A 17,185-nucleotide genomic window follows, 5' to 3' on the forward strand; every position below is an offset into this window, starting at 1 on the left:
CAGCGGCCCGGCCCTCCGGGCACTCGTGGTCAGAGCTGCAGCTTGAAGCCGACGTGCGAGGCGGTGAACCCGAGCCGCTCGTAGAAGCGGTGGGCGTCGGTCCGGGTCGCGTCCGAAGTGAGCTGCACGAGTTGGCAGTTCTCCCGCCGGGACTGGTCGATGGCCCATTCGATGAACCGGGTGCCCAGGCCGCTGCCGCGTTCATCGGCGTGGACGCGGACGCCTTCGATGATGGAGCGGGTGGCTCCCTTGCGGGACAGGCCGGGGACGATCGTGAGCTGGAGGGTGCCGACGACACGGTCCGCTCGGACGGCGACGACCAGGTGCTGGCAGGGGTCTCCGGCCAGCCGCTTGAAGGCCGCGCGGTACGGGGTGAGGTCGTCCGGGGATTCGCGGGCGGCGCCGAGGGGGTCGTCGGCGAGCATGGCGACGATGGCCGGCAGATCGTCCTCGGTGGCGGGTCGGATGGCCGGCTCAAGGGTGTCGGTCATGGTGGGGTTCCTCTTTCAGCCCGCTGCCACGGTGAGTGGCGCCCAGCGGCGTGTCCAGTCACCGGGGAGGCCGGGGATGTCGCGGGTCATGACGGCGTTGAAGGCGACGGACTCGAGGCCGCGTTCCTTGAGCCAGGCGAGGAGTTCCTCGTGGCGTACATCGACATCGGTGCGCAGGGGCCGTTCGGTGAGAGCGGCGAGGGCGGTCACGAGTGCCTGGGCTCCGGCGGTGTCGGTGGCGATCAACGGGCCGATGACATGGGTCTCCATGTTGGGCCAGATGGCGGCGTAGCCGATGAGCTCCCCGGTCGCGTCCTCGGCGACGAGGAAACGGTCCGAGAAGGCGGGAAGTCGCGTGATCATGTGGGTCCGGTCGGCGCCGAAGACCTCGGCGTCCAGGCGGAGGATCCCGGGGAGGTCGTCCGCGGTGGCCGGTCGCACCGGGGCGGGGCCGGGCGCGGGGGTGGTGGCCCCGTGGTCGGGGCGGAACACGCCTCGGAGCATTTCCGCCCGGCCCGTGGTGTCGAACCCGAGTTCCTCGTAGAGGGGCCGGCCGTAGGGAGTGGCGTGCAGGGTGAGAGGAATGCCCTTGAGGACGTCGTCGCAGACGTGCGTCATCAGACGGCGCCCCAGGCCTTGGCGGGCGTACCGGTCGGCGACGAGGACCATGCCGATGGCGGCGAGATCCGGCGTGCCCTCGTGGTGCCCGTACCGGGTGACGACGCAGGCCGCCGCGAGACCCTGCCCATCGGGGGCGTCGATGCCGTAGCCGTCACCGGCGGCGAGCAGCAGTCCCCATTTGTGGTCTTCGCGCGGCCAGCCGCGGTCTTGGGAGAGGTCGGCGCAGTGGCGGAGGTCCTCCGCGGTCAGCGTGCGGATCGGCAGGTCGGTGAGCTGTGGTCGTGTCACGGGCCCAGAGTGGATCACCAGCTGGAGGTCGTCCAGGGATTTGCGGGTGGATGTTTCACGTGAAACAGCGGGGAGGCGCTCCTGTTTCACGTGAAACCAACGGGCTAGCCTCCAGTGCTATGACTCTCCTGCACCTCTTTGATCTCGACGGGACGCTGATGTACGGCTCGGCGGCGCCGGTTGAGATCTCCCGGCAGCTTGGCGTGAGCACCGAGATCGGTGAGCTGGAGCGCGCGTTCGCCGCGCGGGAGCTCACGCCGCAGGAGTTTTCGATCGCCGCGCACGCGCTGTGGGTGGAACTGACACCCGCGCATGTCCGGGCGGCGTTCGAGGGGGCTCCGTGGCTGTCGGGGATCCGCGAGGTGTGGCGAGAGATCCACGAACGCGGGGACTACTGCGCGGTGATCTCGCTGTCGCCGTCGTTCTTCGTGGAGCTGCTGATGGAGTGGGGGGCGCACGCCGCCCACGGCTCGGTCTACCCGGCCGTGCCGTTCACCGGTCCTCTCGACGTGGCGGGGATCCTGACGCCAGAGGGCAAGGTCGATGTGGCGGACCAGCTGTGCGCACGGTTCGGGGTGACCCGGTCAGACTGCGTCGCGTACGGGGATTCGCTGACCGACGCGGTGCTCTTTGAAGCGGTTCCGCGGTCGGTGGCGGTCAACGCGCGGCCGTATCTGGCGGAGCGCGCGACCCACGTCTACGAAGGACGCGACCTTCGAGAGGCATACCAGCTATTGGGGTTGGCGCGCCCGGGAGTTGAGGCATCTTAAGGGGAAGGGGGGTTCGAAACCCGGAATTTCCGCATTCCCCCGCAAGCCCCTCGGTCGGCTGGCACGCTGTGAAACCCGGAACCACGGATTCGAGGCCGTGGCGTGTGCAGACCCGACCGAGATGTTCGAAGCGAGGCACCGCATGGACGCTCCGCCCCCCAGATCGGCAAGACCGAGGACGGGCCGGATACCCTCCGGGGGCGGTGCGGACGACCCCTCCCCGGATGCCTTGCTCATCCGCCGGACCCTGGCGGAGATCGGACCCGTCGCCGACAAGGTGACCTCGTACTTCTACGCCCTGGTGTTCACCGGGCACCCCGAAGTGCGGGCCATGTTCCCGGCGGCCATGGACGCGCAGCGTGACCGGCTGCTGAAGGCCCTGCTCACCGCCGCCGAGCACATCGACAACCCGGACGTGCTCGTCCCCTATCTGCGCCGACTGGGCACCGGCCACCGCAAGTACGGCACCGTGCCGGGCCACTATCCGGTGGTCGGTGAGGCCTTGATCGGCGCGCTGGCCCGGTACGCGGAGCTGACCTGGGGGCCCGAGACGGAGGCCGCGTGGGTCCGCGCGTACACCGCGATCTCCCAGATCATGATCGACGCCGCGGCGGAAGACGGCCGCAGGGCCCCGGCGTGGTGGCGCGCGGAGGTGGTCTCCCACGACCTGCGCACCCCGGACATCGCCGTGCTGACGGTGCGCCCGGACCAGCCGTACACGTTTCTCGCGGGCCAGTACACGAGCCTGGAGACCCCGTGGTGGCCGCGCGTGTGGCGGCACTACTCCTTCGCGTCGGCGCCGCGCGCCGACGGACTGCTGTCCTTCCACGTCAAGGCGGTCCCGGCCGGCTGGGTCTCCAACGCGCTGGTGCGGCATGCCCGGCCGGGCGACGTGCTGCGGCTGGGTCCACCGGCCGGGTCGATGGTGGTGGACCACAGCACCGACAACGGGATGCTCTGCCTGGGCGGCGGTACCGGCATCGCCCCGATCAAGGCCCTGATCGAGGATGTCGCCGAGCATGGCGAGCGGCGCCCGGTGGAGGTGTTCTTCGGGGCGCGCAGCGACAACGACCTGTACGACAAGGACACCCTGCTGGGGTTGCAGCGCTCGTATCCGTGGCTGTCGGTGCGGCCGGTGATCGGCGAGGGGCTGGCCGGGCAGCTGCCGCAGGCGGTCGGTGAGTACGGCCCGTGGAGCTCGTACGACGCGTTCATCTCGGGGCCGCCGGCGATGATCCGTAGCGGCGTGGACGCTCTCAAGCGGATCGGGATCCCCGGGAACCGGATCCGGCACGATGCCGTGGAAGAGCTGGCGGGCGTCGCGGGCTGAGGCCGACGGGCTTCCGCCGGCCTCAGGCGCACGGGGATCGGGACAGCGACCGGGACAGCGAACGGGGCGCGGATCAGCCCAGGTCGGGAGCGTGCATGGCCCGAACGCCCTCGATATTGCCGTCGAGGTAATGGCGCAGCGACAGCGGGACGAGATGGACAGCGGCGATGCCGACCCGGCTGAACGGCACGCGGACGATCTCGTACTCCCCCTCCGGATGGTCCACTTCGGGTCCGTGCCGTTGGCCGGGGTCCATCGATTCCAGGTGACAGACGAAGAAGTGCTGCACCTTCACGCCGGTCACTCCGCCGGCGGCGATGTGCTCGACGGTATCGACGAAGCAGGGCACCACATCGGTGATCTTCGCGCCGAGTTCTTCGTGGACCTCCCGGTGGAGGGCGTCGATGACGGTGGCGTCCGAAGGCTCCACTCCCCCGCCGGGGGTGAGCCAGTAGGGATCGACGCCGGGCTTGGTGCGCTTGATGAGGATCAGGTCGTCACCGTCGAGCAAGATCGCGCGGGCGGTGCGTTTGACCACGGGACGTTCGGTCATGGGAGAAGAGTGGCCCAGGACTCCGGTTCTGAAACGCGTCAGGCCGCGGAATCCGGGGGGCTCACCAGTGCACGGCGGCGCACAGCAGCTTCAGAGGGCCGGGCCCGCAGTGTCCAGGGCCCGCAGCACGTCCCTGACCAGGTCCTCCGTGTCCTCGACGCCGGCGGAAAAGCGGATGAACCCCTCCGGCACGGCATCGCCGCCCCACCGCCCGCGCCGCTCCGCGGTGGACCGTACGCCGCCGAAGCTGGTGGCGTCCTCGACCAGGTGCAGGGCGGTCATGAACCTTTCCGCGTGGCCGCGGTCGGGCAGGGTGAAGGAGACGACCGACCCGAAGCCCGCCATCTGCCGCGCGGCGGTCTTGTGGGAGGCGTCCGAGGGCAGCCCCGGGTAGCGCAGCCCGGTGACCTCGGCGCGGTCGGCCAGCGCTTCGGCGACGGCGAGGGCGTTGGCCCACTGGCGCTGGGCGCGAAGCTGGATGGTGGCCAGGGAACGGTGGGCGAGCCAGGCCTCCATGGGCCCGGGGATCGCGCCGACGACCTTCCGCCACCGGCGGACGGCGGCGGCGAGCTCCGGGTCGCGGCAGACGACGTAGCCGAGCAGCAGATCGCCGTGGCCGGTCAGGCCTTTGGTGCCGCTGGCGACGGAGAAATCGGCTCCGAGTGCCAGGGGCCGCTGCCCGAGCGGGGTGGCGAGGGTGTTGTCGACGGCGACGAGGGTGCCGCCGGCGTGGGCGGCCTCGACCAGGCGCCGTACGTCGCACACGTCGAGCCCGGGGTTGGACGGGGTTTCGATCCACAGCAGCCGGGCCCCGTCGAGGACCGCGAGCTGGGCTTCCGCGCCGGTCGGGGCGGTGCGCACGACCACCCCGTACGCCTCCAGTTGCTCCCGGACCAGGGGCAGTGCCTGGTAGCCGTCGTCGGGCAGGACGACGGTGTCGCCGCTGCGCGTCTGGGAGAGGAGCACGGCGGAGATCGCGGCCATCCCGGAGGCGAAGACGATGGTCTCCACACCGTCCTCGCCGGGGGCCTCCAGCTCGCCGATGGCCCGCTCCAGCAGGGTCCAGGTCGGGTTGGTGTCGCGGCCGTAGGTGTACGGGCCTTCGACCTCGCCCGGGAGGTGGAAGTGCGCGGCGAAGACCGGCCCGGGCAGGGGCGGCTCGTTCTTGACGGGCTCGGGCAGTCCGGCGCGGACGGCGCGTGTGCCGTCGCCGATCCGGTCTGCCCCGGCTGATTCGGGGGTGTGGTCCATGCGTTGACCCGCTCAGTTCTTCTCGGGCAGGACCATGTTCACGGCCCAGGAGACGATGGAGATGATCAGGCCGCCGAGGACCGCGGTCCAGAAGCCGTCGACGTGGAAGCTGAGGTCGAACTGCGTCGCGAGCCAGGAAGTCAGGAGCAGCATCAGCGCGTTCACCACGAGGGTGAACAGCCCGAGGGTGAGGATGAACAGCGGCAGCGAGAGCAGCTTCACCACGGGCTTGACGATGAAGTTCACCAGACCGAAGACCAGCGCGACCAGGATCAGCGTGAGGGTCCGGCGTCCCATGCTGCTGCCGTCGTCGAGGGTGATGCCGGCGAGCAGCCAGATGGCGACGGCCAGGGCCGCCGCGTTGGCGAGCGTCTTGACTACGAAATTCGTCATGTGTCTGATCGTGGCAGAGAAGATCCCGGTGGGACATCAGCAGATCTGCGGATGGCGCCGCGCAAGAGAACACAAGGGGCACAAACGACGATGAAAGCCTTCCGGCTGGACGAACTCGAAGCGGAGCGGGCCGCCCATGACGGCGCCTATCTGCAGTTCTTGCGGGAGCGGAACATGTCGGTCGGGCTGTACGCGCTCGACGCGGGGCAGACCGACCCTCAGCAGCCGCACGGACAGGACGAGGTGTACTTCGTCGTGAGCGGGCGCGCCTCGATCACGGTCGGGGAGGAGACGACGACGGTGGCGAACGGGAGCGTGGTCTACGTCCCGGCCGGAGTGCCCCACAAGTTCCACCACATCACCGAGAACTTGAAGGTGATGGTGGTCTTCTCCCCGCCGGAGAGCTGAGCGGGCAGACCTGGGACTGAGAGCCGGCCCCTGATCCCCCTAGGGGGCGGGTCAGGGGACTCCGGGGGCTCGCGGGTCCCCGCTCGGGCCCGTGGCCTCCTAGCATCGAGAGCAGGAAGTCACGGACGAGGAAGAGGTTGAGGACATGGACGGGATCCGAGAGACATTCGCAGGCATGCCCTGGTGGGTGAAGTGGGTCGCCGTTCCGCTGCTCGTGCTCTTCGTGTTCGGCGGCGTGATCACCAGCATCCTCGGCGCCCTGATCGGGTTCCTCTTCAAGCTGCTGCTGCTCGTCGCCCTCGTCGGCGGTCTGATCTTCGTCGTGAAGAAGTTCACCGGCGGCGGCACGAAGTCCTCCTCCGGGGATTGGTAGACCGGCCCCGCGCGAGCGGTGGCGGGATTGACCCAGGTGAGGGAACGTGAGCGGCGAAACCTCTCACAGGCCGGGAACCGGTGGATAGAGTCGTATTCTGTGCCGTTCCCTGGGCACCGGAGAAGTCGGTAACACCGCCCTGACCTGCGGTTGTACGAAGAAGCTGCCGAGAACGACCCCAGGAGCCACGGCGCACGCGGGGGCGGCCCCCGCGGGGCGGGCCCCAAGGCCCGCCGCCACGCCTGGGGGTGAGCTCTTGTCTTCGGTTCACAATGCCGGTGTGCCGACACTGATCGGTTCGGTGCAGAGGGCACTGAGGCTGCTCGAAGCGGCGGGCTCCCACAGCGGGGGAGCCCCGGCGAAACAGCTGGCGCGCGAGGCCGGGCTCCCGCTCCCCACCGCGTACCACCTGCTGCGCACCCTGACGCACGAGGGCTACTTGCGTCGGCAGGGCGGGGTCTTCGTGCTGGGCCCCGCGGCGGCGCGACTGGCCGACGGGGGACTCCAGCAGAAACGTCGCAGCATGATCGTCGATTCGCTCACGCACTTCCGCGACGCCGTCGGGGCCCCCGTCTACTTCGCGGTGTACCGCGAGGGTGAGATCGAGGTCGTGGGTGTCGCGGACACTCCGGCCGATCCGGCCTGCGAGGAGTGGGCCGATTTCCGCGCGACCGGCCACGCGCACGCCATCGGCCAGTGCCTGCTGGGCCAGCTCGACGAGAAGGCGCGCAAGGACCACTACGACCGTCATCCGGTCGAGGCCATCACGCCCCATACCGTGCCGGACCTGCGATCCCTGGAGCAACGCATCGCCGCCAAGAGGCGGATGCAGCCCGTGATCGAGCGGCAGGAGTACGCCTTGGGCACGGTGTGCGCGGCCATCCCGATCACCGCCGGGGACACCATCGCGACGATGGCCATTTCTCTACCCTTGCACCTGGAAGGTCGGTTGCTTTGTGTAGTTGACCGACTACGGAGTGAAGTAGGCGCGCTGTTGAACACCCTCTCCTTCTCTATCAGTATCTGAAAACTCACTCCTTGTGATCTGCTGGCGGTTCCACCACTCTTGTCAAGAGAGCCTGGGGGGACCATTCCTGGCCACTTCCACTACAGCGGGGTAGGCAATGCGCGAGTCGGTACAGGCAGAGGTCATGATGAGCTTCCTCGTTTCCGAGGAGCTCGCGTTCCGGATTCCGGTGGAGCTCGGATACGACGCTCGTGACCCCTACGCAGTCCGTCTTACCTTCCACCTTCCCGGAGATGCGCCCGTGACCTGGGCGTTCGGCCGGGAGCTTCTCCTCGACGGCATCAACAAACCGTGTGGTGACGGCGATGTGCACATCGCACCCACCACCCCCGAGGAGCTGTCCGATGTCCACATCCGCCTCCAGGTGGGCGGCGACCGGGCGTTGTTCCGTGTGAGCGCGGCGCCGCTCGTCGCGTTCCTCGACCGCACCGACCGGTTGGTTCCGCTCGGTCAGGAGCGCAACCTCGGAGACTTCGAGGGGCTGCTGGACGCGGCGCTCGGCAAGATCCTCGCCGAGTCGCGGCAGAACGAGCAGAACGCGGGCTGAGGCACTGGCCGGGGCCGCCGGCTGAGGCACCCGCTGACGCACCCGCTGACGCACCCGCTGACGCACCCGCTGAGGCGCCGGCTGATCAGCGCTTGCGCCGCCGGCCCCGGCCGCCGCGGACCGGTCCCGAGGCCGGCGCGGCGTTCGGGGATCCGGGCCGGTCGGCGGAAACCACCAGTGCGGCCAGTGCCGTTGTCAGCGGGACCGAGGCCACCAGACCGATGGAGCCCACGAGCGTCCGTACGATCTCCTCCGCGACGAGCTCGCTGTTGGCCACCGAACCCATGCTGCTGTTCGCGATCGAGAACAGCAGTAGCAGGGGCAGTGCGGCGCCCGCGTAGGCCAGTACCAGTGTGTTGACCACCGACGCGATGTGGTCCCGGCCGATCCGGATGGCCGCCCGGTACAGGGCGCTCGGTCCCATCGACGGGTCGGCCTGGCGAAGTTCCCAGACCGCCGAAGTCTGGGTGACCGTCACATCGTCGAGGACACCCAGAGATCCGATGATCACACCCGCGAGCAGCAAACCGCTCATGTCGATGTTCGGGTAGAGACCGTGGATCAGACCGGTGTTGTCGTCGGTGTTCCCACTGAGGAACGCCCAGTCGATGAACACCGAGCCCAGCAGGCCGATCAGCAGCAGCGAGACGAGTGTGCCGAGGACGGCGACCGACGTACGCGCGGTCAGCCCGTGGCACATGTAGAGCGCGATCAGCATGATGGCGCTGGCCCCGACGATCGCGACGACCAGCGGATTCGAGCCCTGCAGGATCGCCGGGAGGATGAAGAAGGTCAGCACCCCGAAGCTGACGACGAGCGCGATCAGCGCGAAAAGCCCGCGCATCCGGCCGACCAGGATCACCGCGATGGCGAAGATGCCGGCCAGTAGCGCCAGCGGGAACTTCCGGTTCAGGTCGATCACGGAGTACTGGAGGTCCCGGGGCGCGTCCGGCGCGTACGCCACCACCACCCCCTGGCCCTCCTCCAACTGCCGTGGTGCGCCCGGCTGGACGATCTCGAAGAAGGTGCGGCCCTTGTCCGGGCCGGTGCCGACCTCGACGGTGGCCTTCTTGCACTCGCCGGTCTGCGCGGCCTGCGCCTCACGCCCCTCGGGAGTGGAGGTGTCACCCGTGGGCGGCACCTGCGCGGCGTTCACGGATTTGCAGTCGACACGAACGAGGGCCGTGACCGTGCCCTGCTGGGTCTGGCGGTCGAAACCCACCCCGGAGCGCTCGTGGGCGGGAACACCGCCGGGCCAGAGCACCACCAGGCCGACGACGACGGCGGTGGCGAAGGGGATCAGCACGGCCGCGATGACCTTGCGCAGGTGCTTCGAGACGGGAGCCGCCGGGCCGTGGCTGTGGCTGTGGGAATGCCCGTGGCCATGTCCCGCACCCGAGTCCGCGTGGCCTGAGTGACCGGAGGGCTCGGTGTGCTCGGTGGGTTCGTTGGGGGGCTGCGGCGAGGACATCACTAGCAGATCATCGCAAGAGATGAGGGGGCCCACTGTTCAGCACGCCATAGATGACGCTAGCGTGGGGGCACCTTTGCACAACGCGGGAGCTCGGAGCACCGGGCTGAGAGGGCGCTGATCACCGTACGCGCGTCGAAAGACGCAAACGGGAAGAGGCTGCGCCGACCGCCGAACCTGTTACCGGGTAATGCCGGCGTAGGGAGATAGGTCTCATGACCATTCAGGACGCACGCACGCCTGCCGTCAGCCAGGACACCGACGGCCAGACCGAGCGCCAGCCGGGCTGGCACAAGGGGTACGTGGCGGGCTCCCGCCCCGACATCCGGGTGCCGGTCCGCCAGGTCCACCTCACCAACGGCAAGGACGTGACGCTCTACGACACGTCCGGGCCGTACACCGACCCGCAGATCGAGACCGATGTGCGCCGCGGTCTCGCGCCGCTGCGCGAGAACTGGATCATCGGCCGCGGCGACACCGAGGAGTACGCGGGCCGTCCCGTGCGTCCCGAGGACGACGGCATCAAGCACACCTCGCCGCGCGGTGGCCTCAAGAACCTCGACGCGGTCTTCCCGGGGCGTCCCCGGCAGCCCCGCCGGGGACGTGGCGGCGCCGCCGTCACGCAGCTCGCGTACGCCCGCCGCGGTGAGATCACTCCGGAGATGGAGTACGTCGCGATCCGCGAGAACGTCTCTCCCGAGGTCGTCCGCGAGGAGATCGCCGCAGGTCGCGCGGTGCTTCCCGCGAACGTGAACCACCCGGAGATCGAGCCGATGATCATCGGCAAGCGCTTCCTGGTGAAGGTCAACGCCAACATCGGCAACTCCGCGGTCACCTCCTCCATCGAGGAGGAGGTCGACAAGATGACCTGGGCGACGAAGTGGGGCGCCGACACGGTCATGGACCTCTCGACCGGCCGCAACATCCACACCACGCGTGAGTGGGTACTGCGCAACTCTCCCGTGCCGATCGGCACCGTGCCGCTGTACCAGGCGCTGGAGAAGGTCGACGGCCGTGCCGAGGAGCTGACCTGGGAGATCTACAAGGACACGGTCATCGAGCAGGCCGAGCAGGGCGTCGACTACATGACGGTCCACGCCGGCGTGCTGCTGCCGTACGTGCCGCTGACCGCCCGCCGCAAGACCGGCATCGTCTCGCGCGGTGGCTCGATCATGGCCGCGTGGTGCCTGGCGCACCACAAGGAGAACTTCCTCTACACGAACTTCGAGGAGCTCTGCGAGATTCTGGCGTCCTACGACGTCACCTACTCGCTGGGTGACGGCCTGCGCCCCGGTTCCATCGCGGACGCCAACGACGCGGCCCAATTCGCTGAGCTGAAGACGCTGGGCGAGCTGAACACGATCGCCAAGCGGCACAACGTGCAGACCATGATCGAGGGCCCGGGCCACGTCCCGATGCACAAGATCAAGGAGAACATCGACCTCCAGCAGGAGATCTGCGAGGAGGCGCCGTTCTACACGCTCGGCCCGCTGACCACGGACGTGGCGCCCGCATACGACCACATCACCTCGGGGATCGGCGCCGCGATGATCGCCTGGTGGGGCACCGCGATGCTCTGCTACGTCACGCCCAAGGAGCACCTGGGCCTGCCCAACCGTGACGACGTGAAGACCGGCGTCATCACGTACAAGATCGCGGCCCACGCGGCGGACCTGGCCAAGGGCCACCCGGGCGCGCAGGAGTGGGACGACGCCCTGTCGGACGCGCGGTTCGAGTTCCGCTGGGAGGACCAGTTCAACCTGGCCCTCGACCCGGACACGGCTCGTGAGTTCCACGACGAGACGCTCCCGGCCGAGCCGGCGAAGACCGCGCACTTCTGCTCCATGTGCGGTCCGAAGTTCTGCTCGATGAAGATCTCCCAGGACATCCGCCGTGAGCACGGTGGTGACCTGAAGGCCGACGAGATCCAGGCCGGCATGGCGGAGAAGTCCGCCGAGTTCGCGGCGAGCGGGAACCGGGTGTACCTGCCGCTGGCCGACTGACCGCCGGCCGCCGCGGTCGCGTCGCTCTGGGGGGAGGAGGGGCCTCTCCAGAGCGACGCTTCCGCACGTGGGTAGTGGGTACTTCGGTGCTTGCGCTGGAGTGCGCTCCAACTCCTAGAGTGCGGGCCCATGACCATGCGATACAGAAGTCTCGGCGGGACCGGCATAGAGGTGAGCGCGCACTGCCTCGGCACGATGATGTTCGGGGCGGTGGGAAACCCGGACCATGAGGAGTGCGCGCGGATCATCCACGCCGCGCTCGATCAGGGGATCAACTTCGTCGACACCGCGGACATGTACTCCGCCGGTGAGTCCGAGGAGATCGTGGGGAAGGCGCTCAAGGGACGCCGGGACGACGTCGTCCTCGCGACCAAGGTCCACTTCCAGATGGGGGAGGGGCGCAACCGCAGCGGCAACTCGCGGCGGTGGATCGTTCGGGCCGTCGAAGACAGCCTGCGGCGGCTGGACACCGAGTGGATCGACCTCTACCAGGTGCACCGGCCGGACCACTCGACCGACGTCGAGGAGACCCTCTCCGTCCTCGGTGATCTGGTGCGCGAGGGGAAGATACGCGCCTTCGGGTGCTCAACCTTCCCCGCCGAGGAGATCGTCGAGGCACACCATGTCGCCGAGCGGCGGGCGCTGCCGCGCTTCCGCACCGAGCAGCCGCCGTACTCGATCCTGGCACGCGGGATCGAAGCCGGTGTGCTGCCGGTCGCCCGGCGGTACGGGATGGGCGTGCTGACCTGGAGCCCGCTCGCCTCCGGCTTCCTGAGCGGCAGGTACCGGCTCGGCGGGCCCGTGGACCTGACCTCGGGGCGGGCGGCGCTGACGCCCGCCCGGTTCGACCCGGCGATTCCGGGCAACGTCGCGAAGCTGGAGGCGGTGGAGCAACTCGTCGAACTCGCCGACTCCATGGGCCGCACGCTGCCGGAGCTGGCCGTCGCCTTCCCGGTGGCCCACCCCGCCGTCACCTCGGTGATCATCGGCCCGCGGACCATGGAGCAGCTGGAGTCGCTGCTCAAGAGCGCCGACCTGGTCCTCGACGACGACGTGCTCGATCGCATCGACGAGATCGTGCCGCCCGGCACGAACCTCTACCACCCGGACGGGGCGTGGCGGCCGCCGGCTCTGACGGACCTCGTGCAGCGGCGGCGGCCGCTCGGCGACCGGGCTGCCGGCTAGGTCTTCCTGGAAGGCCTCCTGGAGGCGTTCCTGGAGGCCTTCCGCTTCGATGTTTCACGTGAAACAGGAACGGTCGACAGCCGTCGTACGGAGAACTCCCGGTTGGCCATGGTCTGTCGGCGGTACTTCTCCGGCAGGTCCGGCAACGCCAGCAGGCGGTCACACGCCTCAAGTGATCCGACCGTGTCGCCGACCCAGTACGCGGTGATCGAGAACTCGAAGAGCAGTCCCCAGCGGTACACCCAGGGCCGGGTGAACAAGATGTCGTCCGGGGCCGGCCGGCCCAGCACGGCCCGGGTGATGGTGTGGGCCGAGTGGTACCGGCCCAGCAGTCGCAGTCGTGAGGCCAGTTCGTAGCAGGCCTCCAGCCGCTGGGGACGGGACTCCCAAGCGCGGGTGAAGGCGTCCATGGCGGCCGGCCAGTCGTCGGGGTCGCCGCTGTCGCCGTGCAGCATGCCGACCTGGAGGAGGGAGTGGTACACCTCCTCCGCCCATCCGCCCATGGCCGCGCGCCGCTCGTACAAGCGGATGGCCTCGGCGCGGTTGTCCATGTCGCGCATGGTCTGCGCGAGGTAGAAGACCGTACGGGGGTTGGACGGGTCCCGTTCCATCTCGGCGCTCAGCAGGCGGGCGTCCCGTTCGAACTTGTCGTGCTTGGAGCCGCCGTCCCGGTGGTCCTCGATCACCAGGGCGTCCAAGGGCTTCTCCGTCTCGCGACGGTCGCAGGTGATGTATTCGTGCGTGACGCCCTCGTACCGCCAGGGCAGGCTGCCCCGCACCAGCCGCCTGATGCGGTACTCGGTCTCGCCCTCGTGGCGCAGCATGTACGCGTCCGCGGTCAGGCGGGGCAGGGGGGCGTCGCGGCGGAGTACCAGATCGGCGTCGAGCAGCAGCAGGTAGTCGGCCTTGCCGTGGGCGTGGGCGATGTTGAGGCTCCGGTTGTGGCCGAAGTTGACCCAGGGCTCCTCGTGGAGCTCGCCCGGGATGCCGTCCAGCGCGGTGCGGATCAGCTGCTGGGTGCCGTCAGTGGAACCGGTGTCGGAGATGACCCAGGTGTCGATGAGGTCGCGTACGGAGGAGAGGCACCGCTCGATGACGGCGGCTTCGTTCTTCACGATCATGCAGAGGCAAATGGTCGGCTTCACGGCGGGTGACCCTAGGGAGCCCTCCCGTCGGGCCCGGCGCGGCACGCCGGAGCCATGCCGAGTCGCTGCTGGACACACACCCGGGTGGCGGCTCCGGCTGGTCCGTTCCGCTGACATGCGGGCGGGGCAGATCGATCCCGTCGTGTCGGATCCGCACGATGTCTGCGGACGCTCGGGAGTATCTACGGGCTTCGGAGCACGGTTCGATCCATTTCGACGAGGAGCGGCGTATGAGTTCTGTGGACAGCCCCCGATCCCTCCTGGGCCCCCTGCCCAGGCGCAGTGCCTGGCTGACAGGCGGGACGCTCGCCACCATCGCGCTGGTGCTGGGCGGTATCGCCAGCCCTGCCGTGGCGGCTCCGGCCCCCAGGGTGTCGGCGGAGTCGTCATCCCTGGGCGACCAGTGCAAGACGCAGAAGAAGAAGCCTCACGAGAAGGCGGCGAAGGCGGGGGACCACGACAAGTGTCAGGGCGAGAAGGGTCCCAAGGGCGACAGGGGACCGCGTGGCCCGAAGGGTGACACGGGCGACACGGGCGATACGGGCGACACCGGCCCGAAGGGTGACACGGGTGACAGGGGCCCGAAGGGTGACACGGGCGACAGGGGTCCGCAGGGTGACACGGGCGACAGAGGCCCGAAGGGTGACACGGGTGACAGGGGCCCGAAGGGTGACACGGGCGACACCGGTCCGGCCGTCTGCGCGGACATCGACGCCGTCCGGGACAACAACGACCGTGAGTTCAGGGCGGCGCTCCCGGGCGACGGCAACGCGTACGCCGGCATCCGTGAGCTCACGGTCACGAACGGTCTGCCGACGGTGGGGCCCTACACCTGGTACGACCTCACCCTCAATCCGAGGGGCCGCTTCCCGGCCGACGCCTGCGCGATCTCCATCGGCCACCAGGCCAACCGGCTGGCGATCGACGTCGTGACCGTCGGCGGCGTCATCTGGGAGACCTTCTGCGACGTCGTCACGGGTAACAACACGCTGACGTGCAACGGCCTGTGGAACCCGGCGAATCCGCAGCCCGACGCCGGTGACCCGGACCTCCGCCGGTTTGCCGGCGCGCCGATCCGCCCGGTCGACCACCACCACCTGCCGAAGGCGCTGAAGTAACGACGCGAGGCCGGGCGACTACTCCGGACCGCGCTCTGGACCTCGGTCCGGACCGTGCTCCGGGCCGCCGAAGTCCGGGCTCGTGAAGTCCGGGGGCGTATAGCCGGGCCGGGACTCCCGCGACGCGGATCCCGGGCTGGTGAAATGGGGCCGGGTGTATCCCAGATCGGGGATGCGCCCGGCCCTCGGCGTACGCGGAACCGGGTATCCCGGCCCCCCGCCCGGATCGGCGAGCGCGTCCCGCAGGAACGGCATGATGCCGCGCTCCAGCAGGGCGTTGCGCCACGCCTCCCGGGCGCGCGAGAGCTCGTCGGGTATGGACACCGCCTCGTCCGGTCCGACCTCGGTCGCGCTGTTGCGGACGGCCGTCACCAGCAGCCCGATCACGGCGAAGAGCAACGCGGCCACGGTGAGCCCGCCGAAGAGCCAACCCGCCGTCAGCATCGTCTGCGCGAAAGCGGGTTCGGGGTCGATCATCTTCAGGCTGTAGCCCACCAGCAGGAAGATCAGCATGGCGGTGCCGGCCAGCACCGGTGCGAGGACCGCGATCACGGCGCTGACGCCCGCGCCGCCGCCGGTGTCCTGGCCGAAGTCCCCCTCCCACGCCGTTCCGGGGGTCGAGAGGACCTCCTCGCGCAGTTCCTCGCGGACCTTCACGTAGTGGTCGTACTCGGCCGAGGCGGCGGCGGTCAGCAGCGCACGGGCACTCAAGGCCATGGTGCGCAGCTGTTCGGCGTTCAGGTGTTCGCCGAGGGTGGCGAGCTCGGGCCGGTCCTGCGCGGTGCGCAGCGCCTCGTCGAGGAGCCGATCGAACTCCGGTCGGTCTTCGGACAGCAGGTGCGGAGCGCTGGTCATGTGCATCCCCCGATGCTCCGTAGAAGCCGGTATGCCCGCGTAGAACCCGGGCGCCGGCACAAACGGAGGAGAGCCTGCTACGGATAGAGCGATGGTAGAGCGACCATGCCACCAGGTGACAGGGGCTTTCCGGAAATAGCCCGCTCCGGTGACGCTCAGTCGTTCAGCGGGAGTTGTACGACGAGCAGCTTGCCGGCCATCGTCACGCCGCCGTCCATCGCGATGGCGAGGCCCTGCGCGTACACGTGCGGGCCGTCCACGGACTCCGGCCCGCGCGGCTCGTCGCCGTCCTCGGTGCCCACTTCGCCCAGCAGGTAGGGGATGGGGCTGTGGCCGTGCACGACGCGGCCGCCGCCGTAGGTGTCGAGGAGTTCCCGTACGGCCTGCGGGCCGGTTTCCTCGTCGCGGAAGGCGAACCGCTTGGTGAACTTGCGGAACAGGTCCCAGGTGATGTCGGCGTCGTTGCGGTTGAGCAACTCGTGAACGGTGTCGTTGACGTCCTCGATGGAGTCGCCGTAGTCGAGGTAGGCCGTGGTGTCGGAGTGCAGCAGCAGGTGCCCGTCCTCCAGTACGGCCGCGTCGAGCCGCGACATCCACTGCAGGTGTACGTCCTCCAGGCGCTCCATGTCGGTGCGCTGACCGCCGTTGAGGAGCCAGGCGGCCTGGAAGGTGGCGGTGCCCGCTCCGGAGGACACGGGTGTGTCGCCGAACCGCTTGGCGCCGATGAGGAGCAGCTCGTGGTTGCCCATGAGGGCCTTGCAGTAGCCGCCGGAGGCGGCGGCCTCCGCGGACAGCCGCATGACCAGGTCGATGACGCCGATGCCGTCGGGTCCGCGGTCGGTGAAGTCGCCGAGGAACCAGAGGCGGGCATTGCCGGCCGACCAGTGGTGGTCGGCGTCGATGAGGTTCTGGGCCTGAAGCTCGGTGACGAGTTCGTCCAGATAGCCGTGCACGTCACCGACGACGTAGAGCGGGCCGGGGCCGGCCGCCGCGGTGTCCTGGGGGACGTACTGGACCTGGACGGTGTCACCGGGACCGCTGCGGCCGATGATCGGGAGGTCGCGGTGGGTGGGCGTGTAGCCCTCGGGGTCTTCCTCCTCGGGCTCCGGATCCGGCGCGTAGTCGGGCCGGGGCGGGACGGCGGCGCCCTCGTCGTAGTACGCGGGGTACGCGCCGTACACGGGAGCAGCCCCGTCCAGGCCGGCCGACACGGCGTACGGGGCGGGTTCGGTGACCGGAACCCGGAAGTCCCGCAGCGTCTCCGTCCGCATCGCGGGTCCCTGACCGGCCCCCTGAGTCATCGACCCCTCCACCACCGTCGCGCTGCCGTACACCTGCGGACCCTCCTGACCTCCG

18 protein-coding genes and 1 riboswitch are annotated in these 17,185 nt (G+C 69.4%); of the genes, 9 read left to right on the forward strand and 9 right to left on the reverse strand.

All coding sequences use genetic code 11. From position 1 onward, the window contains the following. Positions 1-29: 29 nt before the first annotated feature. Together MTF65_RS15385 and MTF65_RS15390 are read right to left on the reverse strand one after the other, a co-directional pair. Positions 30-491, reverse strand: a complete 462-nt coding sequence (locus MTF65_RS15385; protein ID WP_243629252.1) for a GNAT family N-acetyltransferase — start codon at positions 489-491, stop codon at positions 30-32. A 15-nt stretch (positions 492-506) separates the two neighbouring features. After that, entirely contained in the window at positions 507-1,400 is an 894-nt protein-coding gene (locus MTF65_RS15390; protein ID WP_243629253.1) for a GNAT family N-acetyltransferase, read from the reverse strand. 119 nt (positions 1,401-1,519) lie between these two features. Here MTF65_RS15390 and MTF65_RS15395 point away from each other — a divergent pair, with 119 nt between their 5' ends. Continuing rightward, positions 1,520-2,170, forward strand: coding sequence for an HAD family phosphatase (locus tag MTF65_RS15395; protein WP_243629254.1), 651 nt, complete (start codon positions 1,520-1,522; stop codon positions 2,168-2,170). Beyond that, on the forward strand, positions 2,157-3,500 hold the full coding sequence (locus MTF65_RS15400; RefSeq protein ID WP_279399095.1) for a globin domain-containing protein: 1,344 nt from the start codon (positions 2,157-2,159) through the stop codon (positions 3,498-3,500). Before MTF65_RS15395 ends, MTF65_RS15400 begins: the two co-directional genes overlap by 14 nt. A 73-nt stretch (positions 3,501-3,573) precedes the next feature. Here MTF65_RS15400 and MTF65_RS15405 read toward each other — a convergent pair whose 3' ends face one another. The 3 genes from MTF65_RS15405 to MTF65_RS15415 form a co-directional block, all read right to left on the reverse strand. Beyond that, a complete protein-coding gene (locus tag MTF65_RS15405) occupies positions 3,574-4,053 on the reverse strand; it encodes an NUDIX domain-containing protein (RefSeq protein WP_243629255.1) in 480 nt (159 codons plus the stop codon). 90 nt (positions 4,054-4,143) lie between these two features. Then, the gene (locus tag MTF65_RS15410; protein WP_243629256.1) at positions 4,144-5,304 is read right to left on the reverse strand and encodes a cystathionine gamma-lyase; all 1,161 of its coding nucleotides are present in this window, start codon (positions 5,302-5,304) and stop codon (positions 4,144-4,146) included. Positions 5,305-5,316: 12 nt separating this feature from the next. Then, entirely contained in the window at positions 5,317-5,697 is a 381-nt protein-coding gene (locus MTF65_RS15415; protein WP_243629257.1) for a phage holin family protein, read from the reverse strand. 90 nt (positions 5,698-5,787) lie between these two features. Between MTF65_RS15415 and MTF65_RS15420 the strand changes: the two genes are divergently transcribed. The 4 genes from MTF65_RS15420 to MTF65_RS15435 all read left to right on the forward strand — a co-directional run bounded on the left by MTF65_RS15420 (position 5,788) and on the right by MTF65_RS15435 (position 8,052). Beyond that, positions 5,788-6,105, forward strand: coding sequence for a cupin domain-containing protein (locus MTF65_RS15420; RefSeq protein ID WP_243629258.1), 318 nt, complete (start codon positions 5,788-5,790; stop codon positions 6,103-6,105). Between the two features lie 145 nt (positions 6,106-6,250). Further along, the gene (locus tag MTF65_RS15425) at positions 6,251-6,478 is read left to right on the forward strand and encodes a DUF5326 family protein (protein WP_243629259.1); all 228 of its coding nucleotides are present in this window, start codon (positions 6,251-6,253) and stop codon (positions 6,476-6,478) included. A gap of 280 nt (positions 6,479-6,758) precedes the next feature. After that, positions 6,759-7,505 carry a helix-turn-helix domain-containing protein gene (locus tag MTF65_RS15430; RefSeq protein ID WP_308407173.1) on the forward strand — a complete coding sequence of 249 codons (747 nt, stop codon included), beginning with the start codon at positions 6,759-6,761 and terminating at the stop codon, positions 7,503-7,505. A 97-nt stretch (positions 7,506-7,602) separates the two neighbouring features. Next, positions 7,603-8,052, forward strand: a complete 450-nt coding sequence (locus MTF65_RS15435) for an SsgA family sporulation/cell division regulator (RefSeq protein WP_243629261.1) — start codon at positions 7,603-7,605, stop codon at positions 8,050-8,052. A gap of 85 nt (positions 8,053-8,137) precedes the next feature. On the opposite strand, the gene MTF65_RS15440 is transcribed toward MTF65_RS15435, so the two are convergent. Continuing rightward, the gene (locus tag MTF65_RS15440) at positions 8,138-9,523 is read right to left on the reverse strand and encodes a YibE/F family protein (RefSeq protein WP_243629262.1); all 1,386 of its coding nucleotides are present in this window, start codon (positions 9,521-9,523) and stop codon (positions 8,138-8,140) included. 75 nt (positions 9,524-9,598) lie between these two features. Beyond that, positions 9,599-9,745, forward strand: a riboswitch (TPP riboswitch). On the opposite strand from MTF65_RS15440, the gene thiC reads away from it, so the two are divergent. Both thiC and MTF65_RS15450 read left to right on the forward strand, forming a co-directional pair. After that, positions 9,739-11,526: a phosphomethylpyrimidine synthase ThiC gene (gene thiC, locus MTF65_RS15445; RefSeq protein ID WP_243629263.1), complete on the forward strand. Its 1,788-nt coding sequence runs from the start codon at positions 9,739-9,741 to the stop codon at positions 11,524-11,526. It overlaps the preceding riboswitch by 7 nt. 135 nt (positions 11,527-11,661) lie before the next feature. Continuing rightward, positions 11,662-12,711 carry an aldo/keto reductase gene (locus MTF65_RS15450; protein ID WP_243629418.1) on the forward strand — a complete coding sequence of 350 codons (1,050 nt, stop codon included), beginning with the start codon at positions 11,662-11,664 and terminating at the stop codon, positions 12,709-12,711. Here the strand turns inward: MTF65_RS15450 and MTF65_RS15455 are convergent. Further along, entirely contained in the window at positions 12,708-13,856 is a 1,149-nt protein-coding gene (locus MTF65_RS15455) for a glycosyltransferase (protein WP_243629264.1), read from the reverse strand. The genes MTF65_RS15450 and MTF65_RS15455 overlap by 4 nt on opposite strands. Before the next feature lie 230 nt (positions 13,857-14,086). Between MTF65_RS15455 and MTF65_RS30265 the strand changes: the two genes are divergently transcribed. Beyond that, positions 14,087-14,974: a hypothetical protein gene (locus tag MTF65_RS30265; protein WP_279399096.1), complete on the forward strand. Its 888-nt coding sequence runs from the start codon at positions 14,087-14,089 to the stop codon at positions 14,972-14,974. Positions 14,975-14,992: 18 nt separating this feature from the next. On the opposite strand, the gene MTF65_RS15465 is transcribed toward MTF65_RS30265, so the two are convergent. Both MTF65_RS15465 and MTF65_RS15470 read right to left on the reverse strand, forming a co-directional pair. Next, a complete protein-coding gene (locus MTF65_RS15465; RefSeq protein ID WP_243629265.1) occupies positions 14,993-15,835 on the reverse strand; it encodes a hypothetical protein in 843 nt (280 codons plus the stop codon). A 149-nt stretch (positions 15,836-15,984) separates the two neighbouring features. Then, a complete protein-coding gene (locus MTF65_RS15470) occupies positions 15,985-17,145 on the reverse strand; it encodes a metallophosphoesterase (RefSeq protein ID WP_243629419.1) in 1,161 nt (386 codons plus the stop codon). Between the last annotated feature and the right edge of the window lie 40 nt (positions 17,146-17,185).

Source organism: Streptomyces sp. APSN-46.1 (assembly GCF_022815725.1).
Lineage (GTDB): Bacteria > Actinomycetota > Actinomycetes > Streptomycetales > Streptomycetaceae > Streptomyces.